Raw genomic sequence first — 18,691 nt, 5'->3', positions numbered from 1 at the left:
GCGTTCACGGGATCGGACCGGACGACGAATCACCGCTCGCGAGGAGCCGACCGATGGGGAGTTCGCGCTTAGATTTCGGTCACGCGCTCGTAGCTCTCGTCGAGGGCGGCAGCGTCCTCCGGGAGCAGTGCCGTGACGAGGTAGTCGGAGTACTCGCTGAAGTAGTCCACGAGCGCGGCGATGCGGTCGGAGTCGATCGCCTCCAGCGAGTCGAGGAGGATGAACGGCACTTCCTCGTACACGTCGTGGACGAGATAGCCGGCGAGCGCGAACACCAGCCCCGTGACCTCCCGTTCGGACTCGCTGAGGTGGTCCATGGTGTCCTCGTACGTCGCCCCCGACTCCGTACTCCTGACGACGTGCATGGTGAACGCGGTCTTCGAGACCTTCCGTCTGCCCTCCCGGACCTCCCGTTCGGTACGTTCGATCCAGATCCGGTCGAGGTTCTCGTAATCGAGCAGGTTCAGGACCGTCGCCATGTGCTCGTTGAACTCCTCGACCGCCTGGGCCTCGATCTGGTCGACGCGCGTCCGGAGTTCGGTGAGCTCCTCCTGAACGCTCTCGCGCTGGCTCTCCAGGTCGTCTCTGGTCGCCAGTTCGTCTTCGACCTCGCCGATCTCCTCTTCGACGGCTTCGAGGTCGTCTTCGATGCGACCGATCTCGACCTCGAGCTGGTTCGCCTCCTTGTGGAGATCGAGAATGTCGCCGTAATCGTCCTGTTCGAGCGCTTCGACCTCCTCTTCGAGGGTTGCGATTTCGTCGGCGAACTCGTCGCGGGTCGTCCGCAGTTCTTCGAGACGCGTCTCTCGGTCGTCGATCTCGGATTCCAGCTGTTCGAGACGACGAGTCGCTTCTTCGCGCTTTCGTCGTTCCTCCTCTATCGTGCGTTTCTCCGCCTGCAGGTCGTCGATCTCCGACCCGAGTTCGTTACGTTCGCTGCGTTTCTCGCGGCGAAGCTCGCGAAGTCGGTCGAGCGTCGTCTCGATCTCCTCGCGGTCGACTTCCGACCCGCAGGTCCAGCAGACCACCGTGTCCGTGTCCTCGACCAGTTGATCGGTGAGGGAGCCGTCCGTCTCCGAACCGGCGTCGTCGTCCGTTCGCAACGCGTCGGCCACGTCCTGGCTCGTGCCCTCGAGCATCTCCTCGTTGAACTGGACGACCGACTGGAGCTCCGACATCGTCGCTTCGATCTCCTGTTTCCGGTCGCGTAATTGCCGGATTTCGCTGTCGAGGTCGTCGACCGCTCGCTCATCGACGTCGCCGACGTCGTCCAGGTCGTCTTCGAGTTCCGCGACCTCGGCCTGCAGCGCCTCCAGGCTCTCCTTCTCGGTGTCGATGTCGAAGCGCGTATCTTCGAGTCGGGAGCGCACGTCGCGCAGTTCGTCGAGCTTCTCCTCGAGCGCTTCCTTTTCGGATCGGGTCTCGTCCAGGTCGGCGTCGACGTCCTCGATCTCGGCCTCCTTGTCGGCGAGGTCCTCCCGTTTTGCTTCGAGGTCGGATTCGAGACGCGATCGCTCCCGTTCGAGTTCGGGTAGTCGGTTAGCGAGCGTGTCGAGTTCGTCGAGTCGCTCGTCGAGGTTTCGTTTCTCGCTCTCGAGTTGCTCGATTTCGGCCTGGATTCGGTCCGTGTCGATCGGCCGCATGATGAGGTCGCGCAGGTCGTCGCCGCGCGCGACCGCCCGCCGGGCTTCGTTCGATTCGAGCAGGAACGCGAACAGGTCGGCGAGTTCCGGATCGTCGAGGTACGGGTCGCCGCTCGTCGCGATCGTCCCGTTCGATCGCGTCAGCGTGCGCGTGTACGTCTCGTCGCCGAGTTCCAGCGTGACCGTTCCCTCGTCGGCGTCGGCCTTGAGCGACGCGCGTTCGCTCCCGAGAGCGGCCATGAGGGCCTGTAGCAGCGACGTTCGGTTCGTCGCGTTCCGCCCCGTCAGTGCGGTTACACCGGATGCCAGCGTCACTTCCGTCTCGTCGATGCCACCGATGTTCCGGACCGAAATCACAGGGTGAAGACGTTTATCCTGAGTTGCTCCCATATCACTGTCGTAGTGTTGCTCATATATAAAATCCGGTCTTCGATATCACATCTATTACAGCCCTAAGACTGTAACAGGAGGAGTCACGCCGGACGGGCACAGACACGGACACCGCCTTCGTCGACTCGTCGACCGTGCACGACCGGCCGTGGTGTGACGGAACGCGGAATGTTCGGATTCACCGGGCAGGAGGGCTATTACGGACACAGTTCCGCAGGCTGGCGTTTGGAGATTAGAAACAGTACGAACGCGGGGGGAATTAAAGTTCTCATTCACGGGCAGGGTGGAAGGTACGGTGAGTCGAACTTTCCGAGCGTGACCGAGAAAACCGAGAGTTTCCAGTTTCGACGGTGTTGCTCCCGGACGAAGTGGTCGTCGCGCCGATTCCCTGCCTGCTGATTCATCCCTCGAGGTCGTGATACCACCCGCCGTTTAGTATGATAAAACCCCCTGGGCGTGAGTGGCGGACGGTGGCCGCTCGAAGAACGCCCGCAACCGCAGAGGGCCGAACGAGACGTACGCACGAAGCCGTTTCACTCGACGAGGAACCACCGGAAACGACGCACTGTCGTCGCTCGAACGTGTCACTGGCCTCACGAACCAAAAGAGAATTACTACGGGTCTATCAATTGAGACTGTTCATGCGTATCCTGTACTTCGACGTCGACTCGTTGCGTCCGGACCATCTGGGCTGTTACGGCTACGACCGCAACACCTCGCCGACCGTCGACGCACTCGCTGAGGAGGGCCGTCGCTTCACGAACTACTACGCTTCGGACGTTCCCTGCCTCCCGTCGCGGACCGCGCTGTTCACGGGACGGTTCGGCATCCACACGGGCGTCGTCAACCACGGCGGGCTGACCGCCGAACCGCACCGTCACGGCACGGAGCGGGCGTTCAAGAACCACCCCGACCACCGAACGTTCCCGTCGCTCCTCCGGGAGGCGGGCTATCGGACGGGATTCGTCAGTAGCTTCCCGCAGCGACACGGTGCCTGGCACGTCCTGGACGGGTTCGAGGAGTGGCGCGACCCTGGCGGCGAGGGGAGAGAGACCGCCGACGAGGTCGTACCGCACGCGCTCGACTGGCTCGACGCGCACGCGACCGAAGAGGACTGGTACCTTCACGTCAACGTCTGGGACCCTCACACGCCCTACAACACGCCAGAGGAGTACGAGAACCCGTTCGCCGACGAACCGGCGCCCGCGTTCCCCGACGCGGAGACGATCAGCGAGCAGTACGAGAGCTACGGCCCCCACAGCGCCCGCGAACCGCGAGGGTGGACGGACGGCGCAGCGATGGAGCGGACGCCCGACGAGATTTCTTCCCGGAGCAAGTTCGAGCAGTGGATAGACGGATACGATATCGGCGTCCGCTTCATGGACGACCACCTCTCGATGCTGCTCGAAGCACTGGACGAGCACGGCGTTCGCGAGGAGACGCTGATCGTCGTCTCGGCGGACCACGGCGAGAACCAGGGCGAACTCAACGTCTACGGCGACCACCAGACCGCCGACGAGCGAACGTGCAACGTCCCCCTCGTCGTCTCGGGGCCGGACGTCGAACCCGGCGTCGACGACGAGTTCCACTATCAGGTCGACCTCGCGCCGACACTCTGTGACCTCGCAGGCGTCGACTGGACCGCCGGCTGGGACGGCGAATCGTTTGCTGTCTCGGTCACCGACGGCGAGGACGTCGGCCGCGAATTCGTCGTCTGCAGTCAGGGTGCCTGGGCGGCCCAGAGGATGGTCCGGTGGGACGACTGGCTCCTGATTCGCACCTACCACGACGGTCTCAAAGCGCTCGACCCGGTGATGCTGTTCGACGTGGCCGCCGACCCCCACGAGACGACGAATCTCGCTCGCGAGCACGCAGACGTCGCCCGCCACGGCCTCTCGCTGCTCTCCGACTGGGTCGACGAACGGCTGCTGGAGTCGGCGACTGGCGTCGCGGGAGGGAATCCGTCGTCGCCCGGCGGCGTCACCGACCCACTGTGGGAGATGATTCGCGATGGCGGCCCGTTCCACGCGCAGGGTCACGCCGGGGAGTATGCGGAGCGCCTGCGCGAAACCGGTCGCGAGGAGCACGCCGAGACGGTGCTCGCACGAGGTGGCATCGTCGAGCAGACCGCCGCCGACTATCTCGACGGCGAGTAGGCCTCGCGGCGTCTGTCGGAGTTACCGACGGGTCCACCGCGACCGTCCGCGTCGTCGGGGGCTCAGGAGGGACGGATGACGTCGCCGCCCCAGGTGTACCAGGCACCGTCGTGCCAGACTGCCTGCTCCGGGTGACCCGACGAGGTGTTCGTGCCGTCGTCGTACCCGGAGTCGTGCGCGTACTGGCCGGGTGTGGACGAGAGGTCCGTCGGCAGAATCTCCCCCTCCGAGCGCGTGCGGTCGCCGTTGTCCGCGACGAGGTACGTATCGTCCCAGTTGATGTTCGACTCCATGTGGACGTCGCACTGGGTCGAGTTCTCGTCGACGTAGACGGCGCCCTCGAGGTGGTTCCGGAACAGGCAGTTCCGGACGTGCGAGTTGATGCCGCCCTTGAAGTCGACGCCGCGCTCGGACCGGCCGCCGGCGCCGGCCCCCTGGAAGTAGCAGTTCTCGATGGACGCCTGCGTGTTGTGAACCTGAACGTCCGCGGAGTACTCGTGGTCCTCGTTGGCGCGCTGGTCGTCGCCGTTCCCTTCCAGGTAGGCGTCGCGGACGAACTGGTTCGCGCCGGGGGCGAATCGAATTCCGTGATGGCCGTTGCCCTGGTAGACGCCGCCCGCGATGTGCGTGCCGTAGCCGCCGACGTTCGCGCCGATTCCGTCGTTGTCCCAGGCGACGCAGAACTGGAGTCGACTCGCGTGATTGACGCCGGAGAACGGTAGGTGGAATCCGTTACCGCCCACGGTGAACACGTGGACGTTGTGGAGGTAGTTCATGAAGGACACTCCCGAGTTCCCCGTCTGGTCGAGGCTCGCTACTCCGTGGGAGTTGGTGTTCCGTACGACCAGGTGCTGAATCGTCGCGGACGTTTCCGGCGAGATGAGGACGCCTATCTCTCCTCCCTCGACGCGGAGGTTCTGTATCGCGTGGGTGAGGGGGTACGGCCGCTGGCCGTCGTCGATGCCCTCGCGGATCTCGAAGACGTTCTCGCCGGAGTCGCCCGCGTCGACGACGGTGCTTCCGCGGTGAGCACCGGTTACGTTGACGTGATTGGACAGGACGATGGGGAACGACTCGTTCGCCGAGTCGTAGCTCTCGGTGACGTAGATGCGGCCGCCCGCGTCCACGTCGTCGTGGGCGGCCTGAATCGAATCGTACATCCAGTCCTCGTCGCCCACCACCTGTTCGGTTTCGAACGACGGGTCCGGTTGGCCGGAGGCGGCGTTCGCGGTTCCGCCTGCGACGCCCAGCAACCCGGCTCCGCCCGCCATTACCATCATCGCTCGCCGACTCAGTCGTAGTCCGTCTAGTTGTCTTTCGGCTGTCATAGTCGTATTCCGTGGTGATGGTGTCGAATCCACACCACACTAATGTATGCTACTCGTTACCTCAATAAACTTTATGTACAATTGTAGTCATTCAAGATGCTCACCGGGCGAGACTGGACCTGGTTCGACCGTACACGCGACCGGTCACGGGACCATCTCCACTGTATCACTCCCGAAATTTCTAATCGCAGGAAAATATAAGTATTATAGGAACGAAATAAATTCGTCCGGAACAGAGACGAGTTCCGGCAGGCAAACGATGAGCGAGAGAACTCAGGATAACCACGAGAAGTCCCGTATCGACGCCCTCGAACGACGAATCGAGACCCTCGAAGCCGAGAACGAGAAGTTGAAAGAGCAGACCAGCGGTGGCCTGTTGGGGTCGAAGACGCGGCGACAGGTGCTCGGCGCCATGGTCGGAGGCGGCACTCTCCTCGGCGCGAGCGGAACAGCGAGCGCCTTCGGAGACGATCACAACAGCAACGCCATCAATTACGTGGGCGAAAATGCCGAATACCAGTACGTCCAGAACGCAGTGGACAACCTCGCAGTCGACAACACGGAGTACAACGGCGAACCTCCGGTCCGCGCCGGGAAGGTCGTTATCGAAGGAGACTACGCGGTGCCGGACAGCTTTCCAATCAAACTCGGAACGAACGATTGGGAGGGAGGCAATATCGTAATTCAGGGACACGGTCCCGGAGCGACGAGGATATCCGGAGAAAACCCGATCTTCGAGATCAATCCGACCGACGATGCGGCGACGACACAGGTCACCATCCGGGACCTACAGGTCGAATACAGTCCCAACGTTGCCCGAGTGATGGGTGGCACCAACCACTACTTCGAGAACATCCGGTTCATCAAATCGAGCGGCGGAAGAGCCTTCAAATACGACGTCAACGAAGGCAACGACAACAAGGACAGCCAGTCGTTTTCGGCGACCTTCAGCCACGTCGACACCCACGACGCCGGGCTAATCAACGCGAACGTCGACGACGGAGGCAACAACGCCATGCGATTTTTCGGCTGCGACGTTACCTACCCTAGCGCAGTTCCACTACGGTTCAACAGCGGTGACTCGGATATCTCCCTGTTCGGTTGCACACTGCAACTGGTCAGGGACAGCCACTACCACGTGCTTCTCGACGACATCCAGTCGTTCAAGATGTACGGTGGATACACCGAGTTCAAGAACGACCAGTCCAGCTATCCGGACGGCCAGTGGCTCGTCGGCTCGCTGGACAACGGAGACAACTCCACCGGTAACAACGGGTCGATGATTCTCGTCGACGGCGTCTGGGCAAACGGAGGAACCGGGTACGTTCGGGCGATGGACGACGACGACCGGGTCGTCGTTCGAAACTGCGAGTACACCGGCGGGATGGAATCCCTCGTCAACATCCAGGACGCCAGAAACGTCTTCGTCGAACAGTCGTCGTGTTGGTCGTCGGGGGACAGTTCCGCCGACGAACCGATTTACTCGGGCGATTCGTCGGTGGTGCGTGGTGATGGCGCTCGGTTCGTCCCGCAGGACCTCTCGGCGTCCGGCGCGGCGGAAGGGAGAGACCACGGTGATCTGGCATTCCACACCGGCAGCAGTCCCCCCGTTCCCGCGTACTGGGACGCGAACGTCCCCGGCTGGCGACGGATGGACGACAACAATCTACTCTAGCGGACCGAACGACCGCCACGCAGTGCGTGGCGCAACCCTTCCAGAGGAGTGACGTCAGTCGGCCAGTCGAAGAAATCGCTCACGCGGACGGTACCGGCTACTCGTGGGGGGAGCCGAACGAAGGCGACGACACGTCCGTCGTCAGAACGCTTATTGTGTCACCCCCATACCTGCCAGACGATGGACGTACTGGTTACGCTTCCGGACGGGGAACTGCGCGAGAACGTCCTCCCCCCGGAGCAGCGTCGCCGACTCGAACGGCTGGGAAACGTGACGTACAACGAGACCTCCGAACAGCTGACCCGGACGGAGCTTTCCGACCGGCTCCGGGGCGTCGACGTCTGTGTCACTGGCTGGGGGACGCGGACGCTCGACGAGACGGTGCTGGCCGACGCCGAGGACCTCTCGCTCGTCGCGCACGTCGGGGGGAGCGTCGCGGTGATCGGCTCGCACGCCCTCTACGACGAGGGCGTCATCGTCTGCAGCGCCAACGAGGTGATGGCGAAATACGTCGCCGAGGGGGTTCTCACGTACGTCCTGACCGGGCTCCGGGACGTGGCGAACCTGACCGCGGAGACGAGGGCCGGCGAGTGGCCGGACGGCTGGAACCGGACCGAGACGTTGTTCGACCGGACGGTGGGGTTCGTCGGACTGGGCACCGTCGGTCGCGACCTGCTCGATCTGCTCGACCCGTTCGACGTCACGGCGCTCGTCTACGACCCGTACGTCGAGGAGTCTGCGCTCGACGGGTACGACGCCCGGCTCACGTCCCTCGACACCGTCCTCTCGGAGTCGCCGGTCGTGTCGATTCACGCGTCGCTGACGCCGGAGACCCACTACCTCCTCGACGCCGAGCGACTGGGTCGGCTCCGGGACGGTGCGCTGCTCGTCAACGCCGCCCGGGGGAGGCTCGTCGACCAATCGGCACTGGTCGACGAACTGGAGGCAGAGCGCATCCGGGCGGTCTTAGACGTCTACGAGGAGGAACCGCTCCCCGCCGACAGTCCCCTCCGGACCCTCGAGAACGCCGTCCTGTTTCCCCACGTCGCTGGCGCGCCCTCCCGGAGTCGGCTCGCCGAGACCGTGATATCGGAGATAGAACGTTTCGTCGAGGACGAACCGCTCCGTCACGAGATTCCGCGCGAGCGGTTCGAGCTGATGACCGACGACCACGTCGAGTCCTGAGCGTGGGGGTGGATGGGATTCGAGGACAGGGTGCCAGTCCTCGACGTCCACCGCGACGGTGTGTCCGTTGACGAACACGGCGAACGGCTACGGGGGTCGTCGACGGTCACCGGCTCCGCGACGTGACCCCGCGACCGCAACGGCGGAGCCGAGTTCGGTTCCGAACGCGGAACACCGACGTTTCGCTCGGCGAGAAGGCCATTTCCGAACGAGCGGAGACTCTCGCGGCCCACGTTCTTCGGGGTCGACCCCTTCCGGGGCCACGCTCGGTCACTCGGAGGGCGACGACTCTTCCACGCGGACGAGGTCGTACCCGGAGAGCGCGTAGATTTCGCCCTCGTCGCCAATCGTGATTCTGGGGTTGCCGTACCACTGACCGTCGAGTCCGTCGACGACGGTCGTCACGTCGTACGTTCGAGGATCGATCCTGATAACCGCCTCCGTGCTCAGCCCGTAGACTGCCCCCTCGTGCGTCGCCAGCGTGGTCCAGCCGTCGGTGACCGTCCCACGATGGACGACTTCGGGGACGTCGGGGTCGACGACGAAGAGGTCGCCGTCGACCGTGACCCCGTAAAGCATCCCGTCGAGAGCCACGACGTCGTCGATGCCCGTCGTCTCCTCGACCGGAGCGAGTTCCCACCCCGTCTCGAACGCCTCGGGGTCCCAGGAGACGAGGCGGGGGGTGCTCGCGACCGGTTCGATTCCGAGTCCACCCTGGATCTCGCTCCCGAGGTAGACGTCCTCGCCGTCGCGGGCGATGCTCGAAATCGATTGTTCCGCGACGACGTCCCGGTGGACCCGGACGTCGCCGGTCTCCCTGTCGAATGCGGCCACGGCACCGCCGATGTGCCCGTAATCCGGACGGGTCCCGACGTAGAGGGCGTCGCGACCCTCGTCGTAGTGGATGGTCCGCGACCGGTTCTGGGTCTCGCCGATAGTCGCGAGCGTCCGCCGTTCGTCTCTCTTGGGGTCGTACTCGACGACGCTGGCGTCTGGATACGTGGCGAGATAGATCGTGCCGTCCACGGCCACCATCGCCTTCCCCTCGCCGGGAACGCTCCGGGTTTCGACGGCGTCGCCGTCGCGATGGCGGTGTATCTTCCCGTGGGACGTGACGTAGACGGCGTCGTCGAGCGCGAGAGCTGCCTGGGGCCTTTCCGCGCCGCGACTCATGCCGGCGTCGGCCAGGTCGATCACTTCGACGTCGCCGACTCCGGACGACCAGACCGAGCCGTCCGACGACGCCCCGACGGCGGCCCCGTCGTCGACCGAGAGCCAGAAGGGCTCGAAGTTGTCTATGCCCGATCCGATCGGTTCCGGCCCTCGGTCGACTCCGTACTGGAGGACGGTCCCGTCCTTGAACCCGTACACCGTCTCCGCGTCGACGGCGACCGTCGAGACGCCCTCGTCGACGAGACGGAAAGAGGACGGGTCGTCGCGGTCGATCGCACAGAGCGTCCCGTCGGGAGTCAGCCGAACGATCACCTCGTCGTCGGTCAGCGCCAGTTCGTACGCCGTGTTCTCGTCGGTCAGTTCCGCTGGCAGAATCGATCGCTTCTCGCCACTCTCCCGGTCTACCGCGACGAGCTGTGCCTTCGTGCCCACGCCCACGTAGATGGTGTCCTCGCTGGCGACGATGCTCCGGGCGTAGTCGACGTCCTCGCGCGCCCGTCCCAGCGAACGCGCCTCCCCCGCTTCGACGTCGTACTCGCGGACCGTCGCGTGGGGGTACGTACCCGCGTACACGCACCCGTCGACGGCCGCCACGTCCCAGACGAACGTCTCGTCGTCGAACGTGGCCAGTTCCGTCACGCCCGCACCGTCGGGGTCGATCCGGTAGAGGCTCGCGGGGTGGTAGGTGCCGAAGTAGACGACTCCGTCGTGTTCGACCATCCCGCGGATGCCGCCGACGCCGGGTACCTCGTGCTGGGCGTCTGTCGTCGCACTCGCCAGGTCGAGTGCCGCGACCCTCGTCGGGTGGACGCTCCGGGTCCCGACGTGGACGGCGTCGCCGACGCGACACGACGCCGATATCGAGATGGTCGGTGCTGCCCGCCCGAGACTGGTGACTCGAAATCGCTCCTCCATACACCCCGATGCGGCCGTGCCCCTATAAATCGTATCCCTGCCGCACGAAGAATCGTCGAACTTCGAGCGAGTTGCCGCACTCGTGGCCCCAGTTCACTCGAATCGTCCTTCGTGTCCCGACCGTCTCAGAGGTCGATACCGTCGACCGTGAGCGAACGGAGTCCGTCGTCTCGAAGCCCCGCGTTTCGCGCTCCCAAATCGGCGTCGTTCGGCGGTCGAACCGCCTCTCGATTCCGGACGGCGTTCCATCGAGAGCTCCTCGTTGGCGAGGAGCAAGTCGCTCTCCAACACTTTTCACCGGCCTGTCCTTTACAGAGATAGAGATGTAACGCCTGTGACGCCGAATGGGAGCTATCGTTTGGCAACAGGAAACAGAGCCGGTCAGGAGGAGTGAGCGTCGCGTCGCCAGTGATTGCAGAACGCGTGGTGCAATTCCGGCGGAAAGCCCTGCGTCTGACCGACTCACCGCCCTTTACCGGTACCGGAGTAGCTGGTTCGGCATCACCGCGTTTCAAAGAGTCAAACTCCGCCCGGGAGGTCCGATTCCGAGACGAGGACGGCGGACGAACGACGCACCGATGTCGACCCACGTCCTGTTGACAGGAATCGACAGGGGCGGACGAAGATTTATTCGTCCGCGGTCACGTTCTCACGACAATGGACGACCAGCAGAGAGTCTCGACAGGGGAACGTCCACTGGAACGCTCGCGAGAGCTATTGCACCGCGCGACCGACGTCATCCCCGGCGGTTCACAGACCCAGAGCAAGGGGCCATCGAACTGGGTGCGAGGCGTCGCCCCGACGCACGTCGAACGTGGAGAGGGGTCGCACGTCTGGGACGTCGACGGTAACGAGTACGTCGACTACACGATGGCGCTGGGGCCGGCCATCCTCGGTTACGACTATCCCGCGGTAACCGACGCCGTCGAAGCACAGCTTCACGACGGGACGACGTTCTCGATGCCCCACCCTCTCCAGGTAGAGGTGGCGGAACTGTTCACGGACGTCGTCCCCTGCGCAGAGATGGTGCGGTTCGCCAAGAACGGCAACGACGTGACGACGCTCGCCGCGAAACTCGCCCGAGCGTACACCGGCCGAGACGTCGTCGCGACGCAGGGGTATCACGGCTGGCCGGACGTGTGGACGGGCGCGACGGAGATGGACCGGGGCGTGCCCGCGTCGACCGCAGACCTGACTGCGACGTTCGAGTACAACGACGTCGAAAGCCTCGAACGGATATTCGAGGCGCACCCCGACGACGTGGCGGCCGTCGTCACGACGCCGGTGAACCTCCACCCGCCCGAGGACGACTTCCTCCAGCGGGTTCGCGAACTGACCAGGGAGCACGGCGCGCTCCTCGTCTTCGACGAGGTGCTGACCGGCTTCCGATTCGCCCTCGGCGGCGCGCAGGAGTTCTTCGACGTGACGCCCGACCTCGGCTGTTTCGCCAAGGGGATGGCGAACGGGTTCCCGATATCGGCGCTCGCCGGCCGCGAGGACGTGATGCGGACGCTGGAGGACGACGACGTGTTCTTCTCCACGACGTACGCTGGCGAAGCGATGTCGCTGGCGGCGACGAAGGCCTGCATCGACGTAATTCGCGAGGAGGACGTCACCGACAGAATCGCCGTGCGGGGACGAACGCTCCGCGACGGCTACAACGACCTCGCCGTGGAGTACGGACTCGCGGACCGGACGAGCGCCACGGGGTATCCGTGGCGGTTCGCGGTGCGGTTCCACGACGAGGACGGCGACGTCGACACCGCCGCCAAGAGCCTGTTCATGCAGGAGTGTATGGACCGCGGCGTCCTCTTCTCCGGCACCCACTTGCCGTCGTACAGTCACACGACCGACGACGTCGCCTACACGCTCGACGTCTACGAGACGGCGCTCGCCGAACTGGCGGACGCCGTCGAGGACGACGAGGTCACCGACCGACTGCGCGGAGACCCCGTGGGTGCGACGCTCAGACAGCGCACTGGCGAACGCGACTGAGCCGCCGCTACGACGGCAGTTCGAGCGTCGCCGTCAGCGCGAGGTGGTCCGACGCGGGCGAGTGGACTCGCCCCACCGACCGCACGGCGACGTCCGGCGTGCAGAACACGTAGTCGATGCGGCGCTCCGGAGTCGTCGACTCGCCCGTTCCGTCGTTCGACGACGAAGCGGGGAACGTCGGCGCGTGGCCTGCGCCGCGGTCGTCGAACGCGTCGACGTACGTCTCGGTGAGCGCCGAGATGGGGACGCTGTCGGGCGGAGCGTTGAAATCCCCGACGAGCACCTGCGGCAGTTGCGTCTCTATCGCCACGTCGAGAATGGCCCCGGCCTGCCGTCGGCGTTCGTCGGCGGTCAGGCCGAGGTGCGTCGTGGCGAACGACAGCGACGTCCCCTCCAGTTCGACGTCCGTGACGAGGAGGACCCGCCGTTCCGACTCGGGGTCCGCCGGCAGTTCGAGCGTCCGCGACGACCGGACGGGGCCCTGGCTCAGCACGGCGTTGCCGTACTGTCGGGGGTCGCCGCCGGAGTCGTCGGTCGGCTCCCGTTCCAGCGCCGGTGCGAACACGCCGTGGGCGCCCAGTCGGTCGCGCAGCACCGCGAACTGGTCCTCGTACTCGCTGCTCGCACGGAACCGGCGGTCGACCTCCTGGAGGCCGACGACGTCGGGGTCCACCCGCCGGACGACGCTAGCGACGCGGTCGAGGTCGAGTCTTCCGTCGACGCCGATGCCGCCGTGAACGTTGTACGAGAGCACCCGGAGCGTCTCGCCCATACGCTACGAATAGCGGGCGGAGTGCTTCAAGCGTTCGACCCGGCCGGAGCACGGTCGGGTACCGCCCGCACGTCGACGGGACACGTCACGTCACCCGGTCCACGACGCGCTCCCACACCGTCGGGAGGTGTTCCCAGTCGAGCAGCGCCTCGGGGGCCCAGTGGGGAGCACAGTCTGTGGCGTAGGCGAACGCGCTCCCGTCGCCGGCATCGCCGACGACGAGGAAGGGGTCGTCGTCGACCGTCGCCCAGACCTCCGCCTCCGGTTTCGCCGCGAACCGGTTGTAACCGAGGACGTGGGGCCACTCCTCGGGCAGGTCGGCGTCGGGGACGCCGGCGTTCCGTGGGACGGCACCCGCGGGCTTCTCGACGCGGTCGTCGCCGGTCGACACCTCGACCGGGAGGACGTCGGCGACCGGGGTCGAGCCGTACCGCGCCTGCCCGCCTTTCCCTGCGAAACTCATGTAACCGCCCACCATTCCGAGCGCGCCCCCGTCGCGGACCCACTCCGCGAGCAGCGCACACCGGTCAGCGTCGGTGTCACCCGCAGCGACCCGTTCGGTTATCTGGAGCGTGTCAGCGCCGACGTCGCTCAGAACGACGAGGTCGTACGCGTCTAGCTCCTCGCGCGTCCGGGGGAACGACTCCGCGGCGACGTGACACGGCTGGTAGGTCACCGACGCTCCCAGCCCTTCGAGCAACTCGACGTACCGGTCGGCGGCCTCGCCGTATTCGCTGTCCCGAATGACGTTCCTTCCTTTGATTTCGAGCTGTACGGTCACCCACGATTCGCCGGCCAGGAGGATGTCTGTCATCGTTCGAGGGTCAAATGCATCCTCTATAACGGTGTCGGTCGATGGTAATTTCGCTGACAGGGTGCCAATGACGGACGTGCGGCCTGGCGGTCGGAGTAGGGTTAGAAGGGGAACAGTCGGTCGGCCGCCTCGTCGGTGAGCGGCCGGCCGTACTCGCTGGCCTCGAACGCCTCGGCGTACCGGACGTCTTCGCCGTCGACCCCGTACCGTTCGACGAGTCGGTCGCGGTAGCGGTCGGCGACGTCGGTCAGGGCCTCTACGTGCGGAAGGCCCCCGTCGCGTAGCCATTCGTACCGCTCGTCGGGGGCGTCCGGCACCTCGTCGAGCACGCCCTCGTTGTACGGCAGCCACTCGTACAGTTGGGACTCGTGACGGTCGAGCATCTCGAACTTTCGGTCCGCGACGTCGTCGACGGCGACGACGACGTCCGGTGAGAAGGGGTACGGCCGGTCGAACGCGTCGCTCAGGTAGGCGAAGACGGGGTTGCGGTCGAGCGCCGGCGTCGCAGGGCAGACGTTCGGAACGGTCACCATGTACGCCGCGTCCCGGACGAGCTGCGCCGTGTACCGGTGGTCGGGGTGGTAGTCGTTCGGCCGGTGGCTCAGCACGAGGTCGGGCGCGTACTCCCGTATCAGTCGGATGACGTCGTCGCGGTTCTCGAGCGACGGCCGGAGCCGACCGTCCGGGTTGTCGAACATGCGGAACTCGATGCCGGCGACGTCGGCCGCCGCGTTCGCCTCGGCGCGGCGTCGCTCGACCAGCGTCGCACCGGCCTGTTCGTGGTGCCCGGCAGCACCGTTCGTCATCGAGACGAACCGTACGTGGTGACCGCGGTCGGCGTACTTGCACGCGAGGCCGCCCGCCTTGAGGTCGCAGTCGTCCGGGTGCGCGCCGACGACGAGGACGCGAAGTGTGTCGGTCGTCATCGCTCGACACCAGTTCGCGAGGGGACATAAATGGTGGTGGGGCTCCGGCGCAGACGCCTGCCGTCTCGGAGGTGAGTGACGGGCAGTCATGCCCGGCAGGGATGTACCACTCCGGTGCGACCGGAGCGAGGACCCCACCCCGACGTTCATTACGGTGGCCGGCCATTGCTCCCGCATGCAACGACTCGTACTCGCCGGAACGGGCTTCATGGCCGAGACGCACGTTCCCCAGTGGCAGCGGATGGACGACGTCTCCGTCGAGGCCGTCGTCTCACCGAGCGGTCCCGAACCGTTCCTCGACCGTCACGGCCTCGACGCTGCGGCGTACACCGACACGGCGACGGCCTGCGAGGAGAGCGACGCTGACGCCGTCGACGTCTGCACGCCAACGCACACGCACGCGGACGTCGTCGACGCGGCAGCCGATAACGGTCTCGCGATCTTCTGCGAGAAGCCCCTGGCGCGGTCGCTCGACGAGGCTGCCGCCATCCGCGACACGGTGCGCGAGGCCGGCGTGCAGATCATGGTCGGGCACGTTCTGCGTTACTTCCCGCAGTACGCAGCCGCCAAGCGCGAGGTGGATGCCGGGGCCGTCGGGGGGCCGGGCGTCGCGCGCGCCCGGCGACTCTCGCCGTTCCCGGAGTGGGGGTCGGCGAACTGGTTCGCCGACTCGGACAAGAGCGGCGGCGTCTTCCTCGACCTGGCGATACACGACCTCGACTACCTCCGCTGGGTCTGGGGCGACGTCGACCGCGTGTTCGCCCGGCGAACCGGCGACGGCGCGCGCCAGCACGGCACCGTGACGCTCCGGTTCGCGAACGGGGCCACGGGCTACGTCGAGGCGTCGTGGGCGCAACCCGACTCGCGCGAACTCACGACGTCCCTGGAGTTTGCGGGCGACGAGGGCGTCGTCGCGGTGGACAGCGAGGACGCCCGACCGTACCGGGAGTTCACCGGGGACGGGGCGACCGTCGAGAGTCCCGTCGCGGAGGACGGCTACTACCGCGAACTCGCACACTTCGTCGACTGTCTCGAGAACGGAACCGCGCCGGACGTCGGCATCGACGAGGCGGTGGCGGCGATGCGGCTCTCGCTCGCTGCGCGGCAGTCGGCCACCAGCGGAACGCCGGTCGCCCCAGAGGAGGTGGACGCGTGAGCGTTCCCGTCGGCATCCTCTCGGCGGCCCACGTTCACGCCGGCGCGTACGCCGCGGCGCTCGACACGAACGCAGACGCGGAGTTCGTCGGCGTCGCGGACGAGGACGCGGACCGGGGCCGGAGATTGGCCGACGAGCACGGCACGGACTACTGCTCCACGGACGAACTGCTCGACCGCGCGGCTGGCGTCGTCGTCTGCGCGCCGAACGCGGCGCACCGCGACCGCATCGAGGCCGCCGCGGCGGCCGGCGTCGACGTCCTGTGCGAGAAACCCCTCGCGGCCGACCCGGACGACGCCCACACCGCCGTCGCCGCCTGCGAGGACGCCGGCGTCCGTCTCGGCGTGGCGATGCCGCTCCGGTTCAGCGAACCCGTGCGACGAGTGGAGCGGACGCTCGACGACGGCACGCTCGGCGGCGTACACGCCGTCACGGGGACGAATCGCGGTCGGTGCCCGGGCGGCTGGTTCGTCGACCCCAGCCGGAGCGGTGGCGGCGCGGTCGTCGACCACTCGCCCCACGTCCTCGACCTCGTCCACCACCTCCTCGGCGAGCGCGTCCGGGAGGTGTACGCCGAGTCGGGAACGCGGTTCAACGACATTCCGGTCGAGGACGTGAACCTGCTCTCGATGGAACTCGGCGACGGCACGCAGATAACGCTCGACGGGTCGTGGAGTCGGCCGGACGAGTGGCCGACGTGGGGCGACGCGACGCTCGAACTTCACGGGACCGACGGCGTCGCGACCGTCGACTGCTTCGACCAGACGCTGCTTCGCGTCGGCAGCGGGGGCGACCGCGACGCGACCTGGCCGTTCTGGGGGTCCAACCCGGACCGCGCGCTCGTCGCCGACTTCGTCGACGCCGTCGCGAACGGACGCGAGCCGGCGACGACAGGGCAGGAGGGCGCCGCGGTCGCCGCCGTCATCGAGGCCGCCTACCGGTCTATTGACCGCGGCGAGGCCGTGTCGGTCGACTACCGCGACGAGTGAGACGCGCCGCAATCCGCTCTCCGCCACGGACCCAGTAGAACGGCCGCTCCGCTCGACGGTTCCCGTCGCACGGACCGGCGAGGGATTTATGTCACCGCCGCGGGAGGGTGTAGACGAGTCATGGAAGAGATCAACACCGACGAAGCACCGCCGAGTATCGGTCCTTTCTCGCAAGCCATCCGCGACGGCGGTCGCATCTACGTCTCCGGCCAGGGCCCCGTCGACCCCGAATCGGGAGAGATAGTCGGGGACACCGTTCGGGAACAGACCGCGCGCACGCTCGAAAACGTCGCCGCCGTCCTCGAAGCCGCCGACCGGTCGCTCGACGACGTGGTGAAGGCGACGGTGTTCGTCCGTGACATGGACGATTACGACGCCGTCAACGACGTGTACGCCGACTACATGACGGAACCGTATCCGGCGCGCAGCGCCGTCGAAGTCGCCGACCTACCCATCGACATCGGCGTCGAAATCGAGGTCGTCGCGTCCGACCAATGAAGGCCATCGTCGTCGGCCGCGGGGAGTCGCGGCCGCGCGTCATCGAGAAATCGCGTCCGGAACCCGGGGCGGACGAGGCGCTCGTCCGGACGCTGCGGGTCGGCATCGATGGAACTGACCACGAGGTACTGTCGGGCAACCACGGCGGGTTTCCGGAGGGTACCGACCACCAGGTCCTCGGCCACGAGGCGGTCGGCGTCGTCGAGGACCCCAACGGCACCGACCTGGCGACCGGTGACGTCGTCGTGCCCACGGTGCGACGGCCGCCCGCCGACGGGTCGAATCGGTACTTCGACGCGGGCGAACCCGACATGGCACCCGACGGGATGTACCGCGAGCGCGGCATCGCGGGCGCTCACGGGTTCATGGCCGAGTACTTCACGAGTCCGGCGGAGTTCCTCGTCCCGGTCCCCCGCGAGTTCGCGTCACACGCCTTCCTGGTCGAACCCATCAGCAACTCCGAGAAGGCCTTCGAACTCGCGTACGGGTCGCGGTCGACGTTCGAGTGGACGCCCGAGAGCGCGATGGTCCTGGGCAACGGCCCGCTGGGACTGTTGACGCTGGCGATGCTCGACGAGAGGTTCGACCGCACCTACTGTCTCGGCCGGCGGGACCGCCCCGACAGGACCATCGACATCATCGAACGTCTCGGCGCGACCTACGTCGACTCGCGGGAGACGCCGGTTCCGGCGGTCGCCGACACGCACGAGCCAGTAGACTTCGTCTACGAGGCGACGGGCCACGCGAAACACGCCTTCGAGTGCGTCGACGCGCTCGCGCCGAACGGCGTCGCCGCGCTGCTCGGAATCCCCGAGGACTGGACGTTCGACGTCGACGGCGGCCGACTCCACAGGGAGTTCGTCCTCGAGAACAAGGCGCTCGTCGGCAGCGTCAACTCCTCCGTTCCACACTTCGAGGCGGCGAAGGAGTCGCTGGCCGCCTTCCCCGACTGGTTCCTCGACGAACTGGTCACGGGCGTCTACTCCCCCGACGAGGTCGACGCGGCGTTCGAAACCGGCGACGACGTCATCAAGACCGTCGTCGAGTTCGACTCGCCGTAACGACCGCGCTCCGCG

14 protein-coding genes are annotated in these 18,691 nt (G+C 66.3%); 8 read left to right on the top strand and 6 right to left on the bottom strand.

Going from position 1 to position 18,691, the window contains the following annotated elements:
* Positions 1-68: 68 nt before the first annotated feature.
* Positions 69-2,033 (bottom strand): archaea-specific SMC-related protein, encoded by a 1,965-nt coding sequence (locus ACTF4R_RS18895; protein WP_440009737.1) that lies wholly within the window; start codon positions 2,031-2,033, stop codon positions 69-71.
* A gap of 641 nt (positions 2,034-2,674) precedes the next feature.
* Here ACTF4R_RS18895 and ACTF4R_RS18890 point away from each other — a divergent pair.
* Positions 2,675-4,189, top strand: a complete 1,515-nt coding sequence (locus tag ACTF4R_RS18890; protein WP_440009735.1) for a sulfatase family protein — start codon at positions 2,675-2,677, stop codon at positions 4,187-4,189.
* A 62-nt stretch (positions 4,190-4,251) separates the two neighbouring features.
* On the opposite strand, the gene ACTF4R_RS18885 is transcribed toward ACTF4R_RS18890, so the two are convergent.
* Positions 4,252-5,460 (bottom strand): hypothetical protein, encoded by a 1,209-nt coding sequence (locus ACTF4R_RS18885; RefSeq protein ID WP_440009733.1) that lies wholly within the window; start codon positions 5,458-5,460, stop codon positions 4,252-4,254.
* 103 nt (positions 5,461-5,563) lie between these two features.
* Here ACTF4R_RS18885 and ACTF4R_RS18880 point away from each other — a divergent pair, with 103 nt between their 5' ends.
* Both ACTF4R_RS18880 and ACTF4R_RS18875 read left to right on the top strand, forming a co-directional pair.
* Positions 5,564-7,192, top strand: a complete 1,629-nt coding sequence (locus tag ACTF4R_RS18880; protein WP_440009730.1) for a bZIP transcription factor — start codon at positions 5,564-5,566, stop codon at positions 7,190-7,192.
* 180 nt (positions 7,193-7,372) lie between these two features.
* Entirely contained in the window at positions 7,373-8,377 is a 1,005-nt protein-coding gene (locus ACTF4R_RS18875) for a hydroxyacid dehydrogenase (RefSeq protein ID WP_440009727.1), read from the top strand.
* A 270-nt stretch (positions 8,378-8,647) separates the two neighbouring features.
* Here the strand turns inward: ACTF4R_RS18875 and ACTF4R_RS18870 are convergent, their stop codons facing one another.
* Positions 8,648-10,465 carry a PQQ-binding-like beta-propeller repeat protein gene (locus ACTF4R_RS18870; RefSeq protein WP_440009725.1) on the bottom strand — a complete coding sequence of 606 codons (1,818 nt, stop codon included), beginning with the start codon at positions 10,463-10,465 and terminating at the stop codon, positions 8,648-8,650.
* Positions 10,466-11,122: 657 nt separating this feature from the next.
* Here ACTF4R_RS18870 and ACTF4R_RS18865 point away from each other — a divergent pair.
* Positions 11,123-12,460, top strand: coding sequence for an aminotransferase class III-fold pyridoxal phosphate-dependent enzyme (locus ACTF4R_RS18865; RefSeq protein WP_440009723.1), 1,338 nt, complete (start codon positions 11,123-11,125; stop codon positions 12,458-12,460).
* A gap of 7 nt (positions 12,461-12,467) precedes the next feature.
* Here the strand turns inward: ACTF4R_RS18865 and ACTF4R_RS18860 are convergent, their stop codons facing one another.
* From ACTF4R_RS18860 to ACTF4R_RS18850, 3 genes are all read right to left on the bottom strand, one after another.
* The gene (locus ACTF4R_RS18860) at positions 12,468-13,232 is read right to left on the bottom strand and encodes an endonuclease/exonuclease/phosphatase family protein (RefSeq protein WP_440009722.1); all 765 of its coding nucleotides are present in this window, start codon (positions 13,230-13,232) and stop codon (positions 12,468-12,470) included.
* An 85-nt stretch (positions 13,233-13,317) separates the two neighbouring features.
* The gene (locus tag ACTF4R_RS18855; RefSeq protein ID WP_440009719.1) at positions 13,318-14,046 is read right to left on the bottom strand and encodes a glutamine amidotransferase; all 729 of its coding nucleotides are present in this window, start codon (positions 14,044-14,046) and stop codon (positions 13,318-13,320) included.
* 101 nt (positions 14,047-14,147) lie between these two features.
* Positions 14,148-14,972 (bottom strand): PIG-L deacetylase family protein, encoded by an 825-nt coding sequence (locus ACTF4R_RS18850; RefSeq protein ID WP_440009717.1) that lies wholly within the window; start codon positions 14,970-14,972, stop codon positions 14,148-14,150.
* A 175-nt stretch (positions 14,973-15,147) separates the two neighbouring features.
* On the opposite strand from ACTF4R_RS18850, the gene ACTF4R_RS18845 reads away from it, so the two are divergent.
* The 4 genes from ACTF4R_RS18845 (at position 15,148) to ACTF4R_RS18830 (ending at position 18,676) form a co-directional block, all read left to right on the top strand.
* Positions 15,148-16,128 (top strand): Gfo/Idh/MocA family protein, encoded by a 981-nt coding sequence (locus ACTF4R_RS18845; RefSeq protein WP_440009715.1) that lies wholly within the window; start codon positions 15,148-15,150, stop codon positions 16,126-16,128.
* A complete protein-coding gene (locus ACTF4R_RS18840) occupies positions 16,125-17,117 on the top strand; it encodes a Gfo/Idh/MocA family protein (RefSeq protein ID WP_440009713.1) in 993 nt (330 codons plus the stop codon). Before ACTF4R_RS18845 ends, ACTF4R_RS18840 begins: the two co-directional genes overlap by 4 nt.
* 120 nt (positions 17,118-17,237) lie before the next feature.
* Positions 17,238-17,615, top strand: coding sequence for a Rid family detoxifying hydrolase (locus ACTF4R_RS18835; RefSeq protein WP_440009710.1), 378 nt, complete (start codon positions 17,238-17,240; stop codon positions 17,613-17,615).
* Positions 17,612-18,676 carry a glucose 1-dehydrogenase gene (locus ACTF4R_RS18830; protein ID WP_440009707.1) on the top strand — a complete coding sequence of 355 codons (1,065 nt, stop codon included), beginning with the start codon at positions 17,612-17,614 and terminating at the stop codon, positions 18,674-18,676. Before ACTF4R_RS18835 ends, ACTF4R_RS18830 begins: the two co-directional genes overlap by 4 nt.
* Positions 18,677-18,691 lie beyond the last annotated feature (15 nt).

It is taken from the genome of Halomicrococcus pelagicus (assembly GCF_051917725.1).
Taxonomy (GTDB): Archaea; Halobacteriota; Halobacteria; order Halobacteriales; family Haladaptataceae; genus Halomicrococcus.
Note: the sequence above shows the minus strand (reverse complement) of the source record. Positions and strands in the feature narration are given on the sequence as shown.

Bases quoted from the DNA above. Each gene is read 5' to 3' on its own strand.
- ACTF4R_RS18865 (WP_440009723.1), top strand. From the start codon at position 11,123: ATGGACGACCAGCAGAGAGTCTCGACAGGGGAACGTCCACTGGAACGC.
- ACTF4R_RS18875 (WP_440009727.1), top strand. From the start codon at position 7,373: ATGGACGTACTGGTTACGCTTCCGGACGGGGAACTGCGCGAGAACGTC.
- ACTF4R_RS18830 (WP_440009707.1), top strand. From the start codon at position 17,612: ATGAAGGCCATCGTCGTCGGCCGCGGGGAGTCGCGGCCGCGCGTCATC.
- ACTF4R_RS18895 (WP_440009737.1), bottom strand. From the start codon at position 2,033: ATGGGAGCAACTCAGGATAAACGTCTTCACCCTGTGATTTCGGTCCGG.
- ACTF4R_RS18870 (WP_440009725.1), bottom strand. From the start codon at position 10,465: ATGGAGGAGCGATTTCGAGTCACCAGTCTCGGGCGGGCAGCACCGACC.
- ACTF4R_RS18835 (WP_440009710.1), top strand. From the start codon at position 17,238: ATGGAAGAGATCAACACCGACGAAGCACCGCCGAGTATCGGTCCTTTC.
- ACTF4R_RS18860 (WP_440009722.1), bottom strand. From the start codon at position 13,232: ATGGGCGAGACGCTCCGGGTGCTCTCGTACAACGTTCACGGCGGCATC.
- ACTF4R_RS18855 (WP_440009719.1), bottom strand. From the start codon at position 14,046: ATGACAGACATCCTCCTGGCCGGCGAATCGTGGGTGACCGTACAGCTC.
- ACTF4R_RS18885 (WP_440009733.1), bottom strand. From the start codon at position 5,460: ATGGCGGGCGGAGCCGGGTTGCTGGGCGTCGCAGGCGGAACCGCGAAC.
- ACTF4R_RS18880 (WP_440009730.1), top strand. From the start codon at position 5,564: ATGCTACTCGTTACCTCAATAAACTTTATGTACAATTGTAGTCATTCA.
- ACTF4R_RS18850 (WP_440009717.1), bottom strand. From the start codon at position 14,972: ATGACGACCGACACACTTCGCGTCCTCGTCGTCGGCGCGCACCCGGAC.
- ACTF4R_RS18890 (WP_440009735.1), top strand. From the start codon at position 2,675: ATGCGTATCCTGTACTTCGACGTCGACTCGTTGCGTCCGGACCATCTG.
- ACTF4R_RS18845 (WP_440009715.1), top strand. From the start codon at position 15,148: ATGCAACGACTCGTACTCGCCGGAACGGGCTTCATGGCCGAGACGCAC.